The sequence below is a fragment of the Sphingopyxis macrogoltabida genome (genome assembly GCF_001314325.1).
In the GTDB taxonomy this organism is placed as follows: domain Bacteria; phylum Pseudomonadota; class Alphaproteobacteria; order Sphingomonadales; family Sphingomonadaceae; genus Sphingopyxis; species Sphingopyxis macrogoltabida.
Genome location: NZ_CP009429.1, coordinates 4596017 through 4616794, shown reverse-complemented (window position 1 = coordinate 4616794; position 20778 = coordinate 4596017). Strand labels below are relative to the sequence as shown.

At 66.8% G+C, this 20778-nt stretch carries 12 protein-coding genes; 7 read left to right on the top strand and 5 right to left on the bottom strand.

The genetic code is table 11. The features are described from left to right. The first annotated feature begins 9 nt into the window (after positions 1-9). From LH19_RS22275 to LH19_RS22265, 3 genes are all read left to right on the top strand, one after another. Positions 10-2895 carry a M16 family metallopeptidase gene (locus LH19_RS22275; protein WP_054731900.1) on the top strand — a complete coding sequence of 962 codons (2886 nt, stop codon included), beginning with the start codon at positions 10-12 and terminating at the stop codon, positions 2893-2895. Between the two features lie 25 nt (positions 2896-2920). Further along, on the top strand, positions 2921-3223 hold the full coding sequence (locus LH19_RS22270; RefSeq protein WP_054731899.1) for a hypothetical protein: 303 nt from the start codon (positions 2921-2923) through the stop codon (positions 3221-3223). Positions 3224-3401: 178 nt separating this feature from the next. Further along, entirely contained in the window at positions 3402-4640 is a 1239-nt protein-coding gene (locus LH19_RS22265) for a multidrug effflux MFS transporter (protein ID WP_234716003.1), read from the top strand. A 61-nt stretch (positions 4641-4701) separates the two neighbouring features. Here the strand turns inward: LH19_RS22265 and LH19_RS22260 are convergent, their stop codons facing one another. The 5 genes from LH19_RS22260 to LH19_RS22240 all read right to left on the bottom strand — a co-directional run bounded on the left by LH19_RS22260 (position 4702) and on the right by LH19_RS22240 (position 15431). Next, positions 4702-6267 (bottom strand): amino acid permease, encoded by a 1566-nt coding sequence (locus LH19_RS22260; RefSeq protein WP_054731897.1) that lies wholly within the window; start codon positions 6265-6267, stop codon positions 4702-4704. Positions 6268-6373: 106 nt separating this feature from the next. Beyond that, on the bottom strand, positions 6374-8518 hold the full coding sequence (gene pbpC / locus LH19_RS22255; protein ID WP_054731896.1) for a penicillin-binding protein 1C: 2145 nt from the start codon (positions 8516-8518) through the stop codon (positions 6374-6376). A gap of 225 nt (positions 8519-8743) precedes the next feature. Next, entirely contained in the window at positions 8744-14611 is a 5868-nt protein-coding gene (locus LH19_RS22250; RefSeq protein WP_234716002.1) for an alpha-2-macroglobulin family protein, read from the bottom strand. A gap of 107 nt (positions 14612-14718) precedes the next feature. Next, on the bottom strand, positions 14719-15096 hold the full coding sequence (locus LH19_RS22245; protein WP_054731895.1) for a histidine triad nucleotide-binding protein: 378 nt from the start codon (positions 15094-15096) through the stop codon (positions 14719-14721). A gap of 17 nt (positions 15097-15113) precedes the next feature. Further along, positions 15114-15431 (bottom strand): phosphoribosyl-ATP diphosphatase, encoded by a 318-nt coding sequence (locus LH19_RS22240; protein WP_407696746.1) that lies wholly within the window; start codon positions 15429-15431, stop codon positions 15114-15116. 179 nt (positions 15432-15610) lie between these two features. On the opposite strand from LH19_RS22240, the gene LH19_RS22235 reads away from it, so the two are divergent. The 4 genes from LH19_RS22235 to LH19_RS22220 are packed head-to-tail and all read left to right on the top strand — an operon-like array spanning position 15611 to position 20648. Further along, on the top strand, positions 15611-18682 hold the full coding sequence (locus LH19_RS22235; RefSeq protein WP_054731893.1) for a TonB-dependent receptor domain-containing protein: 3072 nt from the start codon (positions 15611-15613) through the stop codon (positions 18680-18682). 42 nt (positions 18683-18724) lie between these two features. Then, a complete protein-coding gene (ung, locus tag LH19_RS22230; RefSeq protein WP_054731892.1) occupies positions 18725-19438 on the top strand; it encodes a uracil-DNA glycosylase in 714 nt (237 codons plus the stop codon). Then, positions 19435-20193: a sulfite exporter TauE/SafE family protein gene (locus LH19_RS22225; protein WP_054731891.1), complete on the top strand. Its 759-nt coding sequence runs from the start codon at positions 19435-19437 to the stop codon at positions 20191-20193. Before ung ends, LH19_RS22225 begins: the two co-directional genes overlap by 4 nt. Next, positions 20190-20648 (top strand): YaiI/YqxD family protein, encoded by a 459-nt coding sequence (locus tag LH19_RS22220; RefSeq protein WP_054731890.1) that lies wholly within the window; start codon positions 20190-20192, stop codon positions 20646-20648. The genes LH19_RS22225 and LH19_RS22220 overlap by 4 nt, the downstream gene beginning before the upstream one ends. Positions 20649-20778: the final 130 nt, after the last annotated feature.

The following is a 20778-nucleotide window of genomic DNA, read 5'->3' as shown; positions in this document are numbered from 1 at the left end:
AGGATGCCCATGTCCCGTTTTCCCCGCCTTGCTATCGCCCTCGCGCTTTCGACCTCGCTCGTCGCCGCGGGGCCCGCGCTCGCCAAATCGAAGGCCGCCGCGCCGGCGCCGATCGCCGACCTCGTGAAGGCGGTCGATATCCCCTATCAGAGCTTCACGCTCGACAACGGCCTGCGGGTCATCGTGCACGAGGACCGCAAGGCGCCCGTCGTCGCGGTGTCGGTGTGGTACCGCGTCGGGTCGAAGCACGAGCCGAAGGGTAAGACGGGCTTTGCGCACCTGTTCGAGCATCTGATGTTCAACGGGTCGGAAAATGCGCCCGGCGATTTCTTCGAGCCGCTGCAACAGGTGGGCGCGACCGACAGCAACGGGACGACCAACGTCGACCGCACCAATTATTTCGAGACGGTGCCGACCGGCGCGCTCGACCGCGCGCTGTTCCTCGAAAGCGACCGCATGGGGCATCTGCTCGGCGCGGTGACGCAGGAAAAGCTCGATAACCAGCGCGGCGTCGTCCAGAATGAGAAGCGCCAGGGCGACAACAATCCCTATGGCCTGCTGCGCTACGAGATTTTCGAAAATCTCTTTCCGACCGGCCACCCCTATCATCACAGCACGATCGGCTCGATGGCCGACCTCGACGCGGCGAGCCTCGCCGATGTGAAGAAGTGGTTCACCGACAATTACGGCCCGAACAATGCGGTGCTCGTGCTCGCCGGCGACGTCGATCTCGCCACAGCAAAGGCCAAGGTCCAGGAATGGTTCGGCGACATCCCCCGCGGTCCGGCGGTGCAGGCGCCGAAGACATCGGTCCCCAACCTGCCCGCCCCGCTCGCCAAGGAGGTCAAGGACCTTATCCCGACGACGCGCCTCTATCGCATGTGGGCGATCCCCGGGCTCAACGATCCCGAGGCGGTGCCGCTGCAGATGGCGATGGGCGTGCTCGGCGGCCTGTCGTCGTCGCGGCTCGACAATGCGCTGGTCCGCAAGGACCCGGTCGCGGTTGCGGTCGCCGCTTATGCCCAGTCGTTCGAGGATGCCGGCATCCTGATCGTCCAGGCCGACGTCAAGGACGGCGTCGACCCCGCGCATGTCGCGAAACGGCTGGATGAGGAAATCGCCGCCTATCTCGCGAGCGGCCCGACCGCCGACGAACTGCAGCGGACGGCCGCCAGCTATCTCGGCGGGACGATTTCGGGGCTCGAGGCAGTCGGCGGGTTTGGTGGCAAGGCGGTGACGCTGGCCGAGGGCGCGCTCTATTCGAACGATCCCGCCTATTACAAGGTCGAGCTCGACCGGATGGCGAAGGCGACGCCCGAACAGGTGAAGGCGGTTGCGAACAAGTGGTTGTCGCGCCCTGCCTTTTCGTTGACCTACACGCCCGGTGAACGCACCGAGGGCGGCGAGGCGCGCGGCGGCGCGGTCACGGCAGGCAAGATTGCCGGAGCGATCGAGCCTGATCGTTACTGGAATGCTGCGCTCGGCGACATCGGCCCCGACACCGGGATCGGCGACGCGACATCGATCGCCGACCGGTCGCAATTGCCTGCGGTCGCCGAGCTGAAGGCGCTCGATTTCCCGGCGATCGAACGCACGAAGCTCAAGAACGGGATCGAAGTCGTGTTCGCGCGCCGCGCGACGGTACCGACGGTCAATGTCGCGGTGAGCTTCGACGCCGGCTATGCCGCCGATCCGCACAATGCTCTCGGCACCCAGTCGTTGATGCTCAGCCTGATGGACGAGGGCACGACCAGCCTCGATTCGATCGCCTTCGCCGAAGCGAAGGAGCGCCTCGGGGCGCAGATCGACGGATCGGCCAACGCCGACGAAACGGTGTTCAGCCTGTTCGCTCTCAAGCCGAACCTCGGCGCCTCGCTGACCCTGCTCGCGGATTATATCCGCAACCCTGCGTTCGATGCGAAAGAGCTGGAGCGCGTCCGCGCACAACAGCTCAACCGGCTGAAGGCCGAGATGAACAATCCGAACGCGATCGCTTCGCGGGTGCTGATGCCGGTGCTGTACGGCGCAGATCATCCCTATGGCATCCCGCCGTCGGGGCTCGGCGATGCGAAGTCGGTGGCAGCCGCGACGCGCGACCAGCTTGCGGCTTTTCATTCGACATGGGTCCGTCCCGACACGGCGCGGATCTTCGTCGTCGGCGACACGACGCTTGCCGAGGTGAAGAAGCAGCTCGATGCGAGCTTCGGGGCATGGAAGGCGCCGGCAACGGCGAAACCGGTCAAGCATTTCGATATCGCGATCCCGGCGCCGAAACCGCGTATCCTGCTGTTCGACCGCCCCAAGTCGCCGCAGTCGGTGATCCTCGCGGGCAAGGTGCTCGACGCCAAGGGCGGCGACAAACTCGAGGTGCTGCAATCGGCGAACGATATCTTCGGCGGCAACTTCCTGTCGCGCTTCAACACCAATTTGCGCGAGACCAAGGGCTGGTCCTATGGCGTGCGTAGCCGCATCTCGGGCGAGCAGGACCGCGTGAACTGGGTGGCGGCGGCGCCGGTCCAGGCCGACCGCACCGGCGATTCGATCCGCGAGCTGCAAAAGGACCTCAAAAGCTTCCTCGGCGACAAGGGCGTGACGAAGGAGGAACTCGAGCGCACGATCAACGGCAGCGTCCGCGAACTGCCCGGCAGCTTCGAAACCTCGGGCGACGTGCTCGGCGGCCTCCGCGCGATCGTCAAATACGGGCGCCCGGACGACTATTACGAGACATTGCCCGCGACCTATGAAGCGATGACTGCGGCCGAGATCGACGCCGCGGCGCGCAAGGCGCTCAGCACCGACGATCTCGTCTATGTCGTCGTCGGCGATGCCGCCGTGGTCAAACCGCAGCTTGACGGATTGGGTCTGGCGGTGGAAACGGTGCCTCCAGCTAATTAACATTTGTTTCAGTAGGAGAGATAGGATGGCCCAAGTTGACGGCAGCTACGATTGCGTGACCAAGTCGCCGATGGGCGACCAGAAGTCGGTGTTCACCGTGAGCAGCGATGGCGACAGCTTCACCGGCCAGAATGCCGGCGCGATGGGCTCGCTCGATGTCGAAAACGGCAAGGTCGACGGCAACAAGCTGACCTGGACGATGAACATGAAGGTGCCGATGCCGATGACGCTCGAATGCGAAGCGACGATCGACGGCGACGCGCTGACCGGCACGATCAAGGCGGGCGCCTTCGGTTCGATGGCGATGACCGGCACCCGCCAGGGCTGATCGCCGGGACGATTTGCAGAAGGGCCGTCCTGCCGCGTGCGGGGCGGCTCTTCTGTTTTGGGGCCGCCCCATACAGCTTTGTCTTTTTCATTGAATAGCATTGCCAATCGATACCGGAGGCATGCGGGGGCTATCCAAAGCAGCGGCATAGGCGCATAGCGCCGCTGCAATGCACAAAATGACTCAGTCCTCGCAGCGGTCGGGTCTCCCGGGCGACCGTGAAATGGTGTTCATGATGGCGATGGTCATGGCGCTCAACGCGCTCGCCATCGATGCGATGCTCCCCGCGCTGCCCGCCATCGGCACGACGCTCGGCGTGGCTGTCGCCAACGACCGCCAGTTCGTCATTTCGATCTACCTGCTTGGTACCGCGATAGGCTCGCTGGTCTACGGCCCGCTCGCCGACCGCTTCGGCCGCAAGGGCGTGCTCGTCCCGGCGCTGGTCGCCTATACGGTCTTCGCGATCGGCTGCGGTCTCGCGACCAGTTTCCCGATGCTGCTCGCGCTGCGTTTCGCGCACGGGATGGTGAGCGCCGCGCTGGGGGTCATCGTTGTTGCGGTGATTCGTGACCTGTTCGCGGGCGATGCCATGGCGAAGCGTCTGTCGTTGATCTTTCTCGTCTTCATGATCGTCCCGATCATCGCGCCGACGATCGGCGCCGGGGTCGCGGCAATCGCCGGCTGGCGCTGGATATTCCTTGTGCTTGCGGTGATGGGCGTCGTCATGCTCGTCTGGCTGCGCCGCTTGCCCGAAACCCTGACGGCCGAGGATGTGCGCCCGCTCGACTGGCGGACGCTGGTCGCCGGCTGGGCGACGGTGACCCGCCACCGGCGCGCCGCGGGCTATATGATCGCCGCCGGTGTGATGCAGGGCGCCTTGTTCGGCTACCTCAACAGCAGCGAGCAGATCATCGCCGAAGTGTTCGGCTCGCGGGCGCTTTTCCCGCTCGTCTTTGCCTGCGTCGCGATCGGCATCGCGATCGCCAATTTCTCCAACGCTGCGATCGTCGAGCGCTTCGGTGCGCGGCGGGTGTCGCAGACGGCAGTGTTCGCCTTTATGGCGACCTCGATCGCCCAGATCGCCGCGGCGCTGAGCGGGGTCGAGACGCTCGCGATGTTCACGGGGCTGATGATGGTCAACGTCGGCCTGATCGGCTTCATCGGCAGCAACTTCGGTTCGATCGCGATGGAGGATTTCGGGCATATGGCAGGCGTCGCATCGTCGTATCAGAGCTTTGCCAAGACGTTGCTCGCGGCGACCGCAGGCGCGCTGATCGGCCAGCAATATGACGGTTCGACGCTGCCGCTCGCCTATGCCTTCTTTGGCTGCGCGATTGCCGGCCTGCTGCTGGTGCTGTGGGCCGAACGCGGCAAGCTGTTTACCCGGCCGGGAACTGCGCCGAAAAGTCCCTACTAACCAACGAAAAGGGCCGCCGCAGCGGGTGCTGCGACGGCCCTGATTTTTTCCGGACCCCGTCCTATTCGTGGATCGGGGCGGTGGGTTCGAGATCGTCCTCATGCAGTTCGACGATGCCGCGGCCGAGATGGCTGCGGCTGCGGCTGTACGCGAAGTAGATCACGAGACCCAGGATGCCCCAAAGGGGCAGCACCAGCATCGCGTCGAGCGGCAGGTTGAAGAAGAGGAAGATCGTGCCGGCGATGGTGAGCGGCCCGACCAGCCACAGCGCCGGGGTGCGGAACGCACGCGGTGCGTCGGCGGCGGTCTTGCGCAGGATCATCACCGCGATGGCAACCATCATGAACGCATAGAGCGTGCCGGCATTGGCGATGTCGGCGAGCTTGCCGACCGGCAGGAAGGCGGCGGCGAACGCGACGACGATGCCGGTGACCGCGGTGATCACATGCGGCGTCTTCCACTTCGGGTGCACCTTGCTCCACGATTCGGGCAGCAGCCCGTCGCGGCTCATCACGAAGGCGATACGGGTCTGGCCGAACAGCAGGATCAGGATGACCGACGGCAGCGCGACGAAGGCCGCGATGCCGAGCATGTTGCCAACGCCCGACCAGCCGATCTGGCGCAGCACATGGGCCAGCGCCTCGTTCGAGCAGACGAGCGGCAGATTGTCCTCGGTAAAGGTCGCGCACTGGCGCGCCAGCTCTTCGGACCCGGCGGGGAAGGGAATGCCGTTCGGACCCATGATCGGCTGGCCGCCGATCGTCCCGACGGCGCCGGCCGCGACGAGGATGTAGAAGATGGTGCAGAACAGCAGCGACCCGATCAGCCCGATCGGAACGTTGCGCTGCGGATTCTTGGTTTCCTCGGCGGCGGTCGAAACCGCATCGAAGCCGACATAGGCGAAGAAGATCGTCGCCGCGGCGCCGATCGCGCCGATGCCCGAGCCGAAACCGCCAAAGACGCCAGCGGGCAGGAAGGGATTGAACTTGTCGGTCGAGAATTGATCGCTCGGCAGCGTCAAGAGGATGAAGGCCGAGAGCGCGGTGACCTTGATCGTCACGAGGACCGCGTTGAAGCGCGCGCTTTCGGTGGTGCCGATCATCAGCAGCCAGGTCATCAGCAGCGCGATGACGACGGCGGGCAGGTTGATGAAACCGCCCTCGATTCCGCCGAGCGCCAGCGGTGCGCCGGCGAGGAAGGATGGCAATTGTATCCCGAGGAACTGGTTTAATATGGTCCCTGTAAAATAGCCGGACCAGCCGACCGACACCGCCGACGCGGCGACCGCATATTCGAGGACCAGCGCCCAGCCGACGGTCCAGGCGAGAATCTCGCCCATCGTCGAATAGGTATAGGTGTAGGCGGACCCGGCGACCGGGATCATCGCCGCGATTTCGGCATAGCAGAGCGCGGCGACGACGCAGATCAGCCCGGCGATGGCAAAAGCGAGCATCAAGCCGGGGCCGGCCTTTTGCGCGCCGGCGGCGGTGAGCACGAAGATGCCGGTACCGATGACGCAGCCGATGCCGAACAACATCAGCTGAAAGGCACCCAACGTACGAGGAAGTGACTTCTTTTCCGCGGCCGCCAATATGGCGGCGAGCGGTTTAACGCGTCCAAATATCATGTGTGTATCCCCTTGTGGGCGTCCCTGGACCGGCGCCCCTCTCCTGACCGCTCAGACTAGCCGCTCGCCCGGACAGCGCAACTTAATTTCGCTAGGCCTACCCCGCCTATCGCACCGTGAAGCGGACGCGGTCGATGGTGCGTCCGCCGGGATCGACAAGGGTCAGGATATGGATGCCGGGGCGCGGCAGGAGCTGCAGCCCGGCATCGGCGTCGCCTGCGGGCTTCTTGTCGAGGATCAGCCGGTAACCGGCGACCGCGCCGCTGACGGTCACCGCCAGCCGCTGCCGGTCGATCGGGATATCGGGGTCGAGCGCATAGACGCTGCCGCTGAGCGGGCTGGTGATGCGCGGGCGGCGCGCGACTTGCGGTGCAGCGGCCATTTCGGTCTGCGCGGTGCCGCGCAGGAAATATTCGCGGCGTGGCGGTTCGCGGGTGCCGGGAAGGCTGATCTGGCGGGCTTCGACGCCATCTGGCATCGCGGGCGGCTTGCCCGGGTGGCCGGCATGCAGCGCGAGCATGACGTCGCGCCACACCGGCGCGGCGCCCGAGGTGCCCGAGACGGCGCGCATCGAATCGCCCTCGAGATTGCCGACCCACACCGCGACGGTGAAGCGATCGGACCAGCCGATGCACCAATTGTCGCGCATGCCCTTCGACGTGCCGGTTTTGGCGGCCGCCCAGAAGGGCAGGCGGAGTGCGCTGTCGGCGCCGAAGGCATCGGCGCGGGCGGTTGCGTCGGCGAGGATGTCGCCGACGATGAAGGCGGCGGCGGGGCTGACGACCTGGCGTTCGTCCTGCAGCGCTTTGCCGGGCGTAAAATGGACCGGCGACCAGCGCCCCGCGTTGGCGAAGGCGCGGAAGGCGTTGGCCTGTTCGACGAGGCTGACCTCGGCCGATCCGAGCGCGAGGCTGAAGCCGTAATATTCGCCGTCCTCGACGAGGCCGTGATAGCCGAGCGCCCAGAGGCGGTCGCGGAACTCCTGGACATCGTCGATGACGAGCGTGCGCACCGCGGGGACGTTCAGCGAGGAAGCGAGCGCGTTGCGGACGCTGACCGGCCCCTTGAAGCTGCGGTCGTAATTCTTGGGCACATAGAGGCCGGAGGCGGTGTCGAGCTGGACCGGGCTGTCGTCGAGGATCGACGCCGCGGTGAGCCAGCCATGTTCGATCACCTGCGCATAGAGGTGCGGCTTCAGCGTCGAGCCCGCCTGCCGCCGCGCGTTGGCGCCATCGACCGCCGCCGCGGTCGATTTGAGACCGACGCCGCCGACATAGGCAATGACGTCGCCGGTGGCATTGTCGAGCACGACCACCGCGCCGTCGCGGACGCGGTCGGAGCCGAGACCGGCGAGCTGGCGGCGCAGAGCGACGATCGCCGCCGTCTGGATCCGGCGGTCGATCGTTGTCGTGACGCGCTTGCCGGGCTTGTCGAGCAGGCGGACGGCGAGGTGCGGGGCGAGCGCCGGGTCGAATTGCGCGGCACGCTCGCCCGATACCAGAGTCGCGGCGGCGGCGCGGATCGCGGTGCAATCCTTTGCCTTGGCGGCGCGGCAGGCGCGGCGGCCGAGCGCCTCGGCGCCCGCGGCGGGATTGGGGAGCAGCCCGGCGAAGAGTGCCGCGTCGGTGCGTGTCATGTCGGCGGGGCGCTTGCCGAACAGGCTGCGCGCGCCCGCGCCGATGCCCTGCGCCTCACCGCGCAAGGGGACGAGGTTGAAATAGGCCTCGAGCATCTGGTCGTGCGTCCATGCCGATGCGAGCGCCTGCCCGGCGCGCATCTGGCGAAGCTTGGTCCGCCAGTCGCGCTTGCCCGGCTGCGCGAGGCCGGGGTCGAGAAAGGCGGCGAGCTGCATCGCCAAGGTCGAGGCGCCGCGCGAGCGATCGCCGGTCCCCCCTCTCATCAGGCGCGCCCGAACGGCGCTGGCGACCGCGAGCCAGTCGACGCCGCCGTGCGACCAGAACCGCCGATCCTCGCTTTGCACCACCGCATCGCGGACGGCGGGGCTGATGTCTTTGAGCGGCACCCATGCGAGGCGGCGGCGTTCGAAGTTGACGCGCTCGCTGTCGAGCAGGCGGCCGTCGCGGTCGTAGAGCCACGCTTCGCTGGGCTGCCAGTGCGCGCGGACGCTTTCGTAGGCGGGCATCGCGGGCGGATGGGTGAGGAGGTGGGCGACGGTGACGAGGATCAGCGCGGCGAGCGCGAGCCAGGCAAGGGCGTCGAACCAGCGGCATTTGCGGGGTAAACTCGCCATCTAAATTAACACGTGCTCCCGCGAAGGCGGGAGCCCATCTCCTGCTGGTGCGAGTTTGAACCCACCGGAGATGGATCCCCGCCTTCGCGGGGGCCCATGGTTGCAGGAACGGAGCTTTTCATTCCCGCTTGCATCGAGCGAAGTCGAGATGCCCATCGTCTTATATGCCTTCGGGGTGTCTCGACTTCGCTCGACACGAGCGGAAAGAGGGAGGGCGCCTATTCATTAAGAACCCACATTCCCCACCATGACCGGGGCGTTCGGCCACTGGCCGCGGATTGCGGGCGAGTACATCGCCTCGACGCGGGTCGGCGGCAGCGAGAAGCGGCCCGAGCCGTTCAACCGGACGACATATTCGACCGCATGGGTGCCCGCGGGCATCCAGCCGAAATAGCCGCGCCAGCTATCCTTGCCGCGTTCGACATAGCTCGGCTGCGCGCCCGATCCGCCCGCCTGCTCGGCGAGCATTTCGGACTGGCCGCCGAGGTTGCCGACGATCGTCGCGCCCGGCGGGACCGGATCGTTGATGACGACCCATGTCCGCCCGGCGGCAGCAACGACCTCGATGCGGATCTTGACCACATCGCCGCGCGTCAGCCGGTCCTTGTTTGCCGCCTTGACGATGCTCATCGAGCGCTTGATCCGGTAGCCGGCGTTGAGCGGTTCCTTGAGTGGCACCGCGGCCTTGACGCTGACCGTCGCCCACGGCGCACCGGTGCCTTCATGGCTGAGGCTCATCGTCGCCGCGGCGAGCGCGACACGCAGCGGCGAGGGTGCCTCGGCGGGCAGCGGCCAGCTTTGTGACGCGCTGTTCCCCGCGAGGGCGATATTGGTGACGCCGGTGATCGCGCTTGCCGGATAAAGCTCGGCGAAGCGGCGGACGGTGGTGGCGCCCCATGCGTTGGCGGGGGTGGTGTCCCAATGGCCCTTGCGCTGGCGCTGCGCCACGCCGACCATCAGCTTGCCGGCGTCGTCTTCCCAGCCCTTGCGGCCGAGCACGGCTTCGAGCGCCTTGATCGCCATTTCGTCGCCGCTCGTCATCATCCACCAGGGCGCGCGTGCATCGTCGACAAGATCGAGCCGCGTGCCTTCGTAGACGAGCCGCTTCCTGAGTTCGGCTTCGGCGGCGGTGCGCAGGGCGGCGGCGTTTCGCACGCCGGGCGTCTTTTCGAGCGCGACCAGCCAGTCGGAGAGCGTGCCGGTCGCCATATCGACCGGCGCGACGTCGATCGCCGCGACGAGCGCGGGGCTTGACGCATTGTTGCGCGCGAGCGCGGCGAGCGCCGCGATGCGGACCGGACGGATGTCATAGGGGCCATAGCCCCTGCGCGTCAGCCGCCCGTCGACGACCGCCTGCAGCGCCTTGATCATTTTCGCCTTCGACGCTTCGGGGATCGCATAGCCGTTCGCCGCGGTGATCGCGAGGACATAGGCGGTAAGCTCGGCCGAGCCTTCGAGCCGGTCGTTCGGCCAGTAACGGAGCAATCCGTCGTCATCGAGATAGGTCGGCATCGCCTCCGCGAGCGCCTGCCAGCGGCCGATATCGCCCAAGGCAATCGCGCGCGACGTCGACTGTTCGAAGCAATTATAGGGATAGATCGCCATATAATCGCGCACCCCCGACAGCGGCGGCGCGAGCGTGCCGGCGAGCGCGACATCGACATAGCCGCCGGGCAGGGCGCCGGCGGGGATGGCGATCGGCAGCGTCGTTGCGGGGCCGACGCGGAACAGGCTGGCGGCCCAGGTTTCGACGGGCACTGCCGGTTCGACGACCTGCTGCGCGACGAGGCGGTCGCGCTGCTTGCCGTTCTTCGACACCGCTTCGACCGTCCATTCGATCGGGCCGGTCTGTTCCGGTGCGGTCATCGACCAGCTGATCGGCACTGCGCCGCCCGCCGGGATGGTAACGGTCAGCGGCGGCGCGGTCGCGACCGCGGGCGACAGCGTCGCGTTGGCGGTGACCGTCATTTCCTGATCGGTGCCGTTGCGCAGGGTGAAGCGCGCGTCATAGGTGTCGCCAGTGCGGACGAGTTCGGGCATGCCGGCGAAGACCGACAGATCCTGCACGGTGCGCACGCTGGTCGACCCGGTGCCGAAATATTGCGAACCGTCGGTGGCGATCGCGACGAGGCGGAAGCCCGACAGATTATCGGACAGCGGCACATCGACGAGCGCGCGGCCCTTGCTGTCGAGCGGGACATTGCCTTTCCACAGCAGCACCGGGCGGAAATCCTCGCGGGTCAGTCCCGAAAGGTCGCCGCCACCGCCGCCGCCGGGTTCGAGCGCCTTGCGGCCATAATGGCGTTTGCCGACCACCTGCATCTGCGCGGTCGAGGTGAGCACGTCGAGCGTCCGTTCGCCCATCATCGCGTCGAGAACGTCCCAGCTTTCGTTCGGGGCAAGCTGAAGCAGCGCTTCGTCGACCGCGGCGAAGGCGACGTCGGCGTTGGCGGGCGCCTTGCCGTTCGGCGTCTTGACCTCGATCGCCACCTTCGCGGTTTCGCGGACGGCGTATTTTTCCTTGTCGGCCTTGACCTTGACGCCGAGCTGGTGGCCTTCCCAGCCGACCTTGATCCGCGCGACGCCCATCCGGTAGCTCGGTTTGGCGAGGTCGACCAAAGCCGTAGGAGGAGCGCCCTCGCTATTCTCGATCTTGAAGCCGGCGGCGCGTTTCAGCTTGCGGAACCAGCTTTCGCCGCCGGTCACACGGCCGCGCACCGCCATCACCGAAACATAGACATCGGGCGCGTAAGTCGCGGGCAGCTTGACCTTGACCACCGGATTGGTGCCCTTGAGCGGCACGACGAAGCTCGACAGCACGCCCTCGCGCTCGACGGTGACGAGCGCGGTCGCTTCGCGGAACGGCATGCGGACCTGGAAGCTCGCGGTATCGCCCGCGGCGTAACGGGGCTGTTCGGCGATGACGTCCATGCGGTCGCCATTGTCGCCGCCGAACCACCAGTCGTCGTCGCCCGCGAGCCAGACCGAGCGCACCGCGCGCGATTCGTTGCCGTCGGCATCGACGGTCGTCGCGACGACGGTGACCTCGCCCGAAACGCCCGGCGCCATCGTGCAGCTCGCGCGGCCGAGCTTGTCGGTCGTCGCCGCGCAATTTGCCGCGAGCCTGGTCGTCCGCATCTGGTTGTCATAGGCGTAGAAGCCGCCGATCAGGCGGCGCCGCGCGGTGATGATCTCGCGGTTGTAGACGGCAACCTGGACGCGCTGGCCGCGGATCGGCTTGCCGTCGAGGTCGAGCGCGATGAAGTTGAGCCGCAGATCGTTGTCGCGCATCAGCCAGCCGTCGGTCTTGAGGCCGAGGCGGACGGCGGACGGGAAGAGGGTGATGCGGCGGCTGGCGGTCAGCGTTTCGCCATTGGCATCCTCATAATCCATTTCGGCCGCCATCACCGTCGGTTCGGTGATCGGCTGGTCGACCGCGACATTCGCCGTCGCCGCGCCATTGGCGTCGAGCAACAGCGGCACCGAGCGCGCGAGCGGCATTTCGGCACTGGGTTCGTCGCCGCTGTCGTCGAGCTGGACGGTGCCTTCCTTCACCGGCTGGCCGTCGAAATCCCAGTCCTTGTAATCTTCGGGCGGCGACCAGCTCGGGCGGAAATTGGTGCGCAGTTCGACCGGCAGGCTCGCGGCAGGGCCGCCGGAAAGATAGCCGACGAACAGCGACAATGGCACCGCGGTGGGGCGCACCGGCGCCATTTTCGGGCCGGTCACCGTCGCCTTCATTGTTGGTAGGCGATATTCGTCGACCTTGACCGACTGGTTCGACCAGATCGTCTTGTCCTCGCCATCCTTGTCCTTGGTGACGAAGACGAGCTCGTAATCGCCCATCGGCGCCGAGGCGGGGACGTTCCATGTCGTTTCGCCGCTGCCGGTCGCCGATATGCTGAACGGCATCTCGAATTCGGTGTCCGAGCCGCGGTGGACGAGGCGGAGCTTGCCCGCCAGCGCTTCGGGGGTCTTGAAGCCGGTGCCGACCGGGCGGCGGAGCAGATGCTTCATATGGACCGTCTCGCCCGCCTTGACGAGCGCGCGGTCGAAGACGGTGTGGAGGATGTCCTCGCGGTCCGACCAACCGTAAGGAAGGTCGAAATCATAGGGGCGGATGCCATTGCCCCAGTCGGTGAGGGTGAAGCTGAAATCGTCGCCGCTGCGCGCGGTGACCATCAGCGCATGGCCCTCGCTGTTGTCCGGTTTCGGATCGTCCTCGCAGCTCGAATAGGTTTCGGGCTGCGGCAGCCCGTTCGGGAAGGCGAGGCGGCCCGACTTGTCGGCGGTGCCGCGCGCGAGCAGGCGCCCGGTGCAACTGTCGGAGACGCGGATTTCGGCGCCCGCGACGGGGAGGCCGGTGTCGAGCGAAGTGACCCACGCGAGCGAGGCTTCGCGGCCCCATTTGAAATGCACCGCCATGTTGGTGACGAGCGCCGCGGTCGCGACATAGCGCGTCGCCTTGCGGCCGAGCAGCGCGGCACCGAGTTCGGGGCTGGCGATCTCGACGACGTGGAAACCCTTTTCGGTGAGCGGGATTCCGACGACCTCGAACTCCTTGCCGCCCGCCGGGGGCGAGAGCTGGAGGTCGCGGCGCTCGCCGCCCGCCGGGGCGCCGTCGAACACCGATCTGGTGCCGGTGTAATTGACCGTGACCTCCTTGCCGGTCCGGTCCTTTTCCTCGCGATAATCACTATCGTCGGCATCGTCGACGCGCTTCAGCCAGCGCGCGATCGCGGCATCGTCGTCGCCGACTTTGAGCGCAGTGGCGGGCATCTTGAGGTTCGCCTGGACCAGTGACGATTCGACCCCGCGCACGGTGACTGGCAGGACGCCGCCCTCGCTTGCTTCCAATATGCCGAATTCGGCGGCGAATTTGACCAGCGGAGGGGCGCGATCGATGTGGAATTTGAGCGGGAAGTTCGTCTGGTTTTGCAACCGTCGGCCGCTCTGGTCGGTGACATCGGCGGGCAAGGTCAGCGTTGCGTCGACATTCTGCGGCAGCGGGCCGGTGAAGCGGACCTGCGTCAGATACGCATCATTCTTGTCGTCGTCGTCGACCTTCGGCGTCAGCCGCTTGCCGTCGGCAGTGGCGAGCGTCGCGGCGAGCGCGGTCTCGCGTGCAACCGGCGAGGCGAAGCTCAGCGTCACATCCTTAATCGGGTTGCAGCCCGCCTGCGGATTGACGCGGCTGCACGACATCTTGGCGGTGAAGGCAGGGCGGATGTCATAGTCGAAGCGCTGGTCGCGCCCCGCAGTGCGGCTCGGAACGCCGGCCTGACTGATGCGCGCGTCCCAGACGAGCGCCATGTCGCGGCCGGGGGGCAGCGGGCGGCGGCACTTGACCGGCACGACGCGGTCGAGCGCCGCCTCGCGGTCGGCCCCCGCGGCGGGGAGGCGCAGCGGCAGCCCGGCGTCATAGGCGAAGGACTGGCGCGACCAGTTGTTGTCGCCGAGCCCGGTCAGGATCTCGGTCGCGGTCTCGCGCGGCAGGACGTCGAGCGGAATCTTCTCGCCGATCCCGTCGACCGCGCAATAGCCGAAGCGGCCGACCGAGGCGCGGTCGGCGGCGACATTGGTCGCGACGAGGAAGATCTGGTCCTCCTCGATCCCGTCGTAGATGCCGCCCGCGAGCACGGCGCGCGCCGACGGGCCGCCGGTGTCGAGCGCGAAACGGTCGTTGCCGCCGACCGCGACGCCGCGCGCGGTGGTGAGGTCGGAGCGGAGCTGGACGTGGCAGCTTAGGCCGCCGGGGAGCGGCTTTTCGAATTCGAGCACCCAGGTGCGCGTATCGACCCAGCGGCCGTCGGCGGGGAGTTTGCAGTCGTTGGTCGCCGGGGCCTTGGCGCGCGGATCGCCGAGCGGCACCATGTCTTCGGAAAAGCGCAGCGTGAAGCGGGTGATCGTGCCGTCGCCGGTGCCCGAACTGCCGGGGGTGGCGAGGGTGACCTGCGGGACGGTATCGGCGGCGGCGGTCGCCGCCATCGCGAGGCTCAGGGGGATGATGAGCGCCAGTTTCGCCTTGCCGGCCAGCCGCTCCGCCAGCGCGCGCCATCCCGTCTTCATCGCACCGTCTCCCCGCTTTGACATGCGCGACTATCCTGCTGGAAACAGGGACAAGAGTCCACCGCGCATCGTGCACGCTTAGTCGTATTCGCGCGCGGCGCTGTGACCGCGATCATAGACAGGCGGGAAAGTCAGCGGACGAGCATCGGTCCGAGCGGCTGTCCGGCGAAAAGATGGACGTGGAGATGCGGGACTTCCTGTCCGCTGTGCGGCCCGACGTTGGCGAGCAGACGGTAGCCGGGGACGACGAGGCCATTGTCGCGCGCGACGGTGCCGACCGCGCGGACGAAGCAGGCGATCTCCGCTTCGCTCGCGCGCTGCGAGAAATCGTCCCAGCTCACATAGGGTCCCTTGGGGATCACGAGGATGTGCAGCGGCGCCTGCGGGTTGATGTCGTGGAAGGCGAGCGCAAACTCGTCTTCATAGACGGTCTTCGACGGCAGATCGCCACGCAGGATGCGCGCGAAAATATTGTTGTCGTCATAGGGAAGCGTCGCGTCGATCGCCATGAAGGAAACTCCTGTTATTACGGACGGCTGGCTTTTTCGGCGTGGCCCGAGGTGCCGTGGCGCCGGGCGAGCTCGGCGGCGACGTCGCCCCAGGCGATACCCCGTTCGGCGAGCAGCACGGTGAGGTGGAAGATCAGGTCGGCCGCCTCGCCGGTCAGCGCGGCATCGTCCTCGGTGAGCGCGGCGATGATGGTCTCGGTCGCTTCCTCGCCCAGTTTCTGCGCGATCTTGCCACGGCCTTTGGCGGCAAGGCTGGCGACATAGGAGGCGCCCGCATCGTTCGCGGCGAGCCGTTCCTTCACCACCGCTTCGAGCAGCGCCAGCGCCCCGCCGATATCCTGTGCCATACCCGATCCTTTCGAGAGCGTGCCTAGCGGCGGCGCACCGCCCGGACAAGCGCAACCCGCGCGGCAAGAGTTTACCGCGGCGTAAACCATATCGAAACGCCCTTGGCCCTAATCTCCGGCGCGGGGGCACGGGATCGACTTTATCAAATCGGACTGAGATCATGAAAATGGATGCCACCTCCCTGGCGTTTCTGAGCACCACAGCCGCGGCGATTGCATTTGCCGCGACGCCCGCTGCGGCGCAGACGGGCGAGGACGAGATCATCGTCACCGGATCGCGCATCGCGAAGAATGAATTCACCAGCGCCGACCCGATTCAGGTCATCGACCCCGAAACGGCGAAACGGCAGGGGCAGGTCCAGCTTGCCGACGTGCTGCAGTCGACCCCGGCCGCGCAGGGATCGATCCAGATCACCTCGGCGATCTCGAACCGCTTCGTCGCCAATGGCGGCAACGACGTGCAGACGGTGTCGCTGCGCGGCCTCGGCGCCGAGCGGACGCTGGTGCTGATCAACGGCCGCCGTGCCGGCCCGGCGGGCATCCGCGGTTCGGTCGCGCCCTTCGACCTCAATGTGCTGCCGCTGTCGGTCGTCCGGCAGGTCGAGGTGCTCAAGACCGGCGCTTCGTCGATCTATGGTTCGGACGCCGTGGCCGGCGTGGTCAACATCCTGACCCGCAACGACCTCGACGGCTTCGAAGGCGGCGGCTTTTCGTCGGTTACCCAGCATGGCGGCGGCGAAAGCCATGGCGTCGATGCGAGCTTCGGCAAGACATTCGACCGCGGGCATATCTTCGCGACAGTCGATTATTTCCGCCAGCAGAACCTGACCCGCCGCGACCGCGGTTTCCTGTTCTGCTCGGAGGAATATCTGAAGCGCGAGGCCGACGGCAGCCGCGCCGACATCGTCGATTTCCGCACCGGACGCCCGGCGTGTAGCAGCACGCAGGCCAATATGATCGTGTTCAGCGATTTTTCGGGGATCGACGAGAACGGCTTTCCGACCTTCGGCCCCGGGCTGATCGCGCCGAACGGGCAGGCGATCTTCGCGGGCCAATATGGCAATCAATTCGCCGGCGTCGGCATTCCGATCAATACGTACAACCCGATCGGCGTGTTCGGCCCGGCCGATTTCTTCGGGGTCAATTTCGACGGCCCGTCGACCGGCGCGCTCAACCAGTTCGAGCCGGTCGAGCAGAATATGGACGTGTTTTCGGATGTGCGCCGCGTCAGCGCCTTCGTCGAAGGCGCCTATGACGTCACCGACGCGATCACCGCCTATGGCGAATTCCTGTTCAGCAACCGCAAGTCGCACAGCAACGGTTTCCAGCGGATCGAACTCGAACAGTTCACCGGCGCGTCGATGCTGCCCTTTTTCCTCTGCAACCCCGCGGCGAACAACTGCGACCCCAATGACATGGGCGATCCGTTCAACGGCGAGTTTGCCGGCAACATCATCCTGCGCCCGCGCGTGCTGGTGAAATCGGAAAGCAGCGCCGACGTCGATTATTATCGCGGCGTGCTCGGCTTGCGCGGCACGCTGGGTGGCGGCTGGAAATGGGATGTGAGCGGCCAGCACAGCCGTTCGGACGCCAGCTATACGCAGGACGTCATCTATCGCGACGCGGTCGCATCGCAGACCTTGCGCACGCGTTCGTGCGCCGGGACCGAGACCGCGATCCGCGGCGTTCCGTGCATCGACATCGACTTCACCGACCCGCGCGTGCTGCGCGGCGATTTCACGCCGGAGGAGCGCGCCTTCCTGACCGGCCGCGACACCGGCCGCACGCTGTTCAAGCAGAGCTCGGCGGAGGTGCTGCTCACCGGCAAGCTGTTCGATCTGCCTGCGGGTGCCGTTAGCACGGCGTTCGGCGCCAATATCCGCCGCGACGAAATCGACGACACGCCCGGCGAAGCGACGCTGGCGGGTAACGTCGCCAATTTCACCACCTCGGGGATCACCGCCGGGCGTACCGTGTCGAAGGAAATCTTCGGCGAGGTCGAAATCCCCTTGCTCGAAGGCGTGCCGATGATCGAGCGGCTGACGCTGTCGGGCGCGGCGCGCTATACGCATGTCGCCGCGACATCGCGCGGCGGGGTGAAAGACAGCTTCAGCGATACGACATGGAAGGTCGGCGCCGACTGGGCGGTAACCGACTGGCTGCGTTTCCGTGGCACCTGGGGCACGTCGTTCCGGGCACCGGCGCTGTTCGAACTCTTCCTTGAGGACCAGACGGGTTTCCTTGGCCAACAGGACATCGATCCGTGCATCCAGACCGGCGCAAGGCTCGCGGCCGGCGCGATCAGCCAGCGCATTTTCGACAATTGCGCCGCCGCCGGCATCGCACCCGACTATGCGGGCGGGATCGGGCCCGCGACAATCGTGTCGGGTGGCGGCATCGGCCGGCTGAAGCCCGAGACCTCGACCGCGAAGACGGTGTCGGTCATCCTGACGCCCGACCTGTCGGGGGCGCTGTGGGGCGGGCTCAAGGCGCGGCTCGCGGTCGATTATTTCGACATCCGGGTGAAGGACGAGATCACCCTGCTCGGTGCGGGCAATATCCTGCGCGGCTGTTATGATTCCGATTTCGCCGACGAACCCTTGTGCGACCTGTTCACGCGCGCCACCGCCGGCCCCGATGCGCAGAGCATCGCGACCGTGACCGACCGCTATGTCAATATCAGCCGCCAGCGGAACCGCGGCGTCGACCTGTCGCTGGCGATCGATCAGGATCTCGGCAATCTTGGCGCGCTGACGTTCCGCGCGCAGATGACGTGGCAGGTCGAGGACAAGGTCGCGCTGTTCCCCGGCACCGAAATCGACGATAATGGCAAGATCGGCAACCCAAAATGGGTCGGCGACTTCAACCTCGGCTGGACCAAGGGGGGGTGGACGCTGTTCTATGGCCTCGACGTCACCGGCGCGGCGTCGAACATGAAAGATCTGCTGCGCGCGCAGGGCGGCGATGCCTGCCGCACGTCGAGCTTCCGGCCGGGCGGCCGCTTCTGTCCCGACGTCAGCGTGCCCGCGACCTTCTATCATTCGCTGTCGCTGAGCCGCGACGTTGCCGAACGTTTCCGGATCACGCTGGGGGTCGCAAACCTGTTCGACACCCCGCCACCGCGCGTGTCGACCGTCGTCGCCGCAACCCCGCCGGTGATCGGCCAGGCGCCCGCGTTCGGGACGCAATATGATTATCTGGGGCGGCGTTTCTTCCTCAGCGTGCGCGGGAAGCTGTAAGCGCACTGGACAAGCCCGCGCTCCTCTGGTGAAGCGCGCAGCATGGCCGAGGTCAAACTCCATCCCGACTGGCTCGCCCGTATCGGCGGTGAGTTCGAACAGCCCTATATGGCGGCGCTCAAGCAATTTCTCGCGGACGAGCGGGCAAAGGGCAAGGCGATCTATCCGCGCCCGCGCGACTGGTTTGCCGCGCTCGATGCGACGCCGCCCGCGAATGTGCGCGTCGTGATCCTCGGACAGGACCCCTATCATGGCCCGGGGCAGGCGCACGGCCTGTGCTTTTCGGTCCAGCCGGGGGTGCGCACCCCGCCGAGCCTCGTCAACATCTACAAGGAGATGGAAAGCGACCTCGGCATCGCCCGCGCCCGCCATGGATATCTGAAGCATTGGGCCGAACAGGGCGTGCTGCTGCTCAACAATTGCCTGACCGTCGAGGCGGGACAGGCGGCGTCGCATCAGGGCAAGGGGTGGGAGAAGTTCACCGACGCGGCGGTCGCGGCGATCGCGGCCGATCCGGCGCCGAAGGTCTTCATCCTGTGGGGCAGCCATGCGCAGAAGAAGGCGGCGAACGTGCCGGGGCTGGGGGCGGGGAGCCCGCACCTGATCCTGCGTGCGCCGCATCCGTCGCCGCTGTCGGCGCACAACGGCTTTTTCGGATCGCGGCCGTTCAGTCAGGCCAATGCCTTTCTGGAAGCCCATGGACGCGGCGCGATCAACTGGCGGCTTCCCGACGACCCCGGGCGCGCCGCGGGATGAGCATTTTGGCCGACCCGGCGACGCTCGCGGTCCTGATCATCGCAGTGGTTCTGGTCGGCATGGCAAAGGGCGGGCTTGCCGGGGTCGGCGCGCTTGCGACGCCGCTGGTCGCCCTCGTCCTCCCGCCTGCAACCGCGGCGGCGATCCTGCTGCCGATCCTGATCGTGCAGGACGTGATCAGCGTCTGGTCGTTTCGCCACACGTGGGACGGCTGGATCATCGGCTGGATGCTGCCCGGCGCGGCCGCCGGCATTGCGGCCGGCTGGTATTATGCCGAGCGGGTGAACGAGGGGCAGTTGATGATGGCGCTCGGCGCGATCACGCTGGCGTTCGGCGTCTATCGGCTGTGGGTCGAACGCGGCGGGCGGATCGTCGCGCCGTCGACGTCGCCCGGCTGGGTCGGCACGATCTTCGGCGGCATCATGGGGCTGACCAGCCAGATCGCGCATGCCGGCGGACCGCCGTTCCAGATGTGGGTCACGCCGCGCAAGCTGCCGCACCTGACTTTCATCGGGACCAGCGCGATCCTGTTCGCGATCGTCAACTGGATGAAGGTGCCCGCCTATCTCGCGCTCGGCGCCTTTCCGCACGAGGTGATCATCGCGGCGCTGCTGCTGATGCCGCTCGCGATCGTATCGACGCTGGTGACGGTGCGCTGGATGAAGCGGATGAACCCGGCGCGTTTCTATGTGCTCATCTATGTTTTGATGGTGCTGCTCGGCGCGAAGCTGCTCTGGGACGGGGTGTCGGCATGAGCGCGATCCGGATATTGGTCGACGCCGACGCCTGCCCGGTGAAGGACGAGGTCTATCGCGTCGCCTGGCGGCACGAGGTCGCGGTGACGATCGTCAGCAACAGCCGGCTGCGCGTCCCCGACCACCCGCTCATCGAGCGGGTCGTCGTCTCCGACGGCTTCGACGCCGCCGACGACTGGATCGCCGAAGCCGCCGACGCGCGGAGCATCGTGATCACCTCGGACATCCTGCTCGCCGACCGGGCGCTGAAGGCCGGTGCGACGGTGCTGGCGCCCACGGGCAAGCCGTTCACGCTCGCCTCGATCGGTCCCGCGATCGCGACGCGCGCGATCATGGCCGACCTGCGCGCCGGGGGCGACCAGATCGGCGGCCCGCCGGCCTTTTCAAAGGCCGATCGCTCGCAATTTTTGCAGGCGCTCGACACCGCGCTGGTCCGGCTGAAGCGTCAGGCGTAATTTCTTCCGTTTCTTTTCAGAGGCTTGTGAAATTGTTTCGCGCCAGTGACGGCGATCACCGCAGTGTGCCCGGCGTCGCGGCATAAGCGGGGCATCGGGAACGACCCGAGCCAGTTTCGAACCGACAACC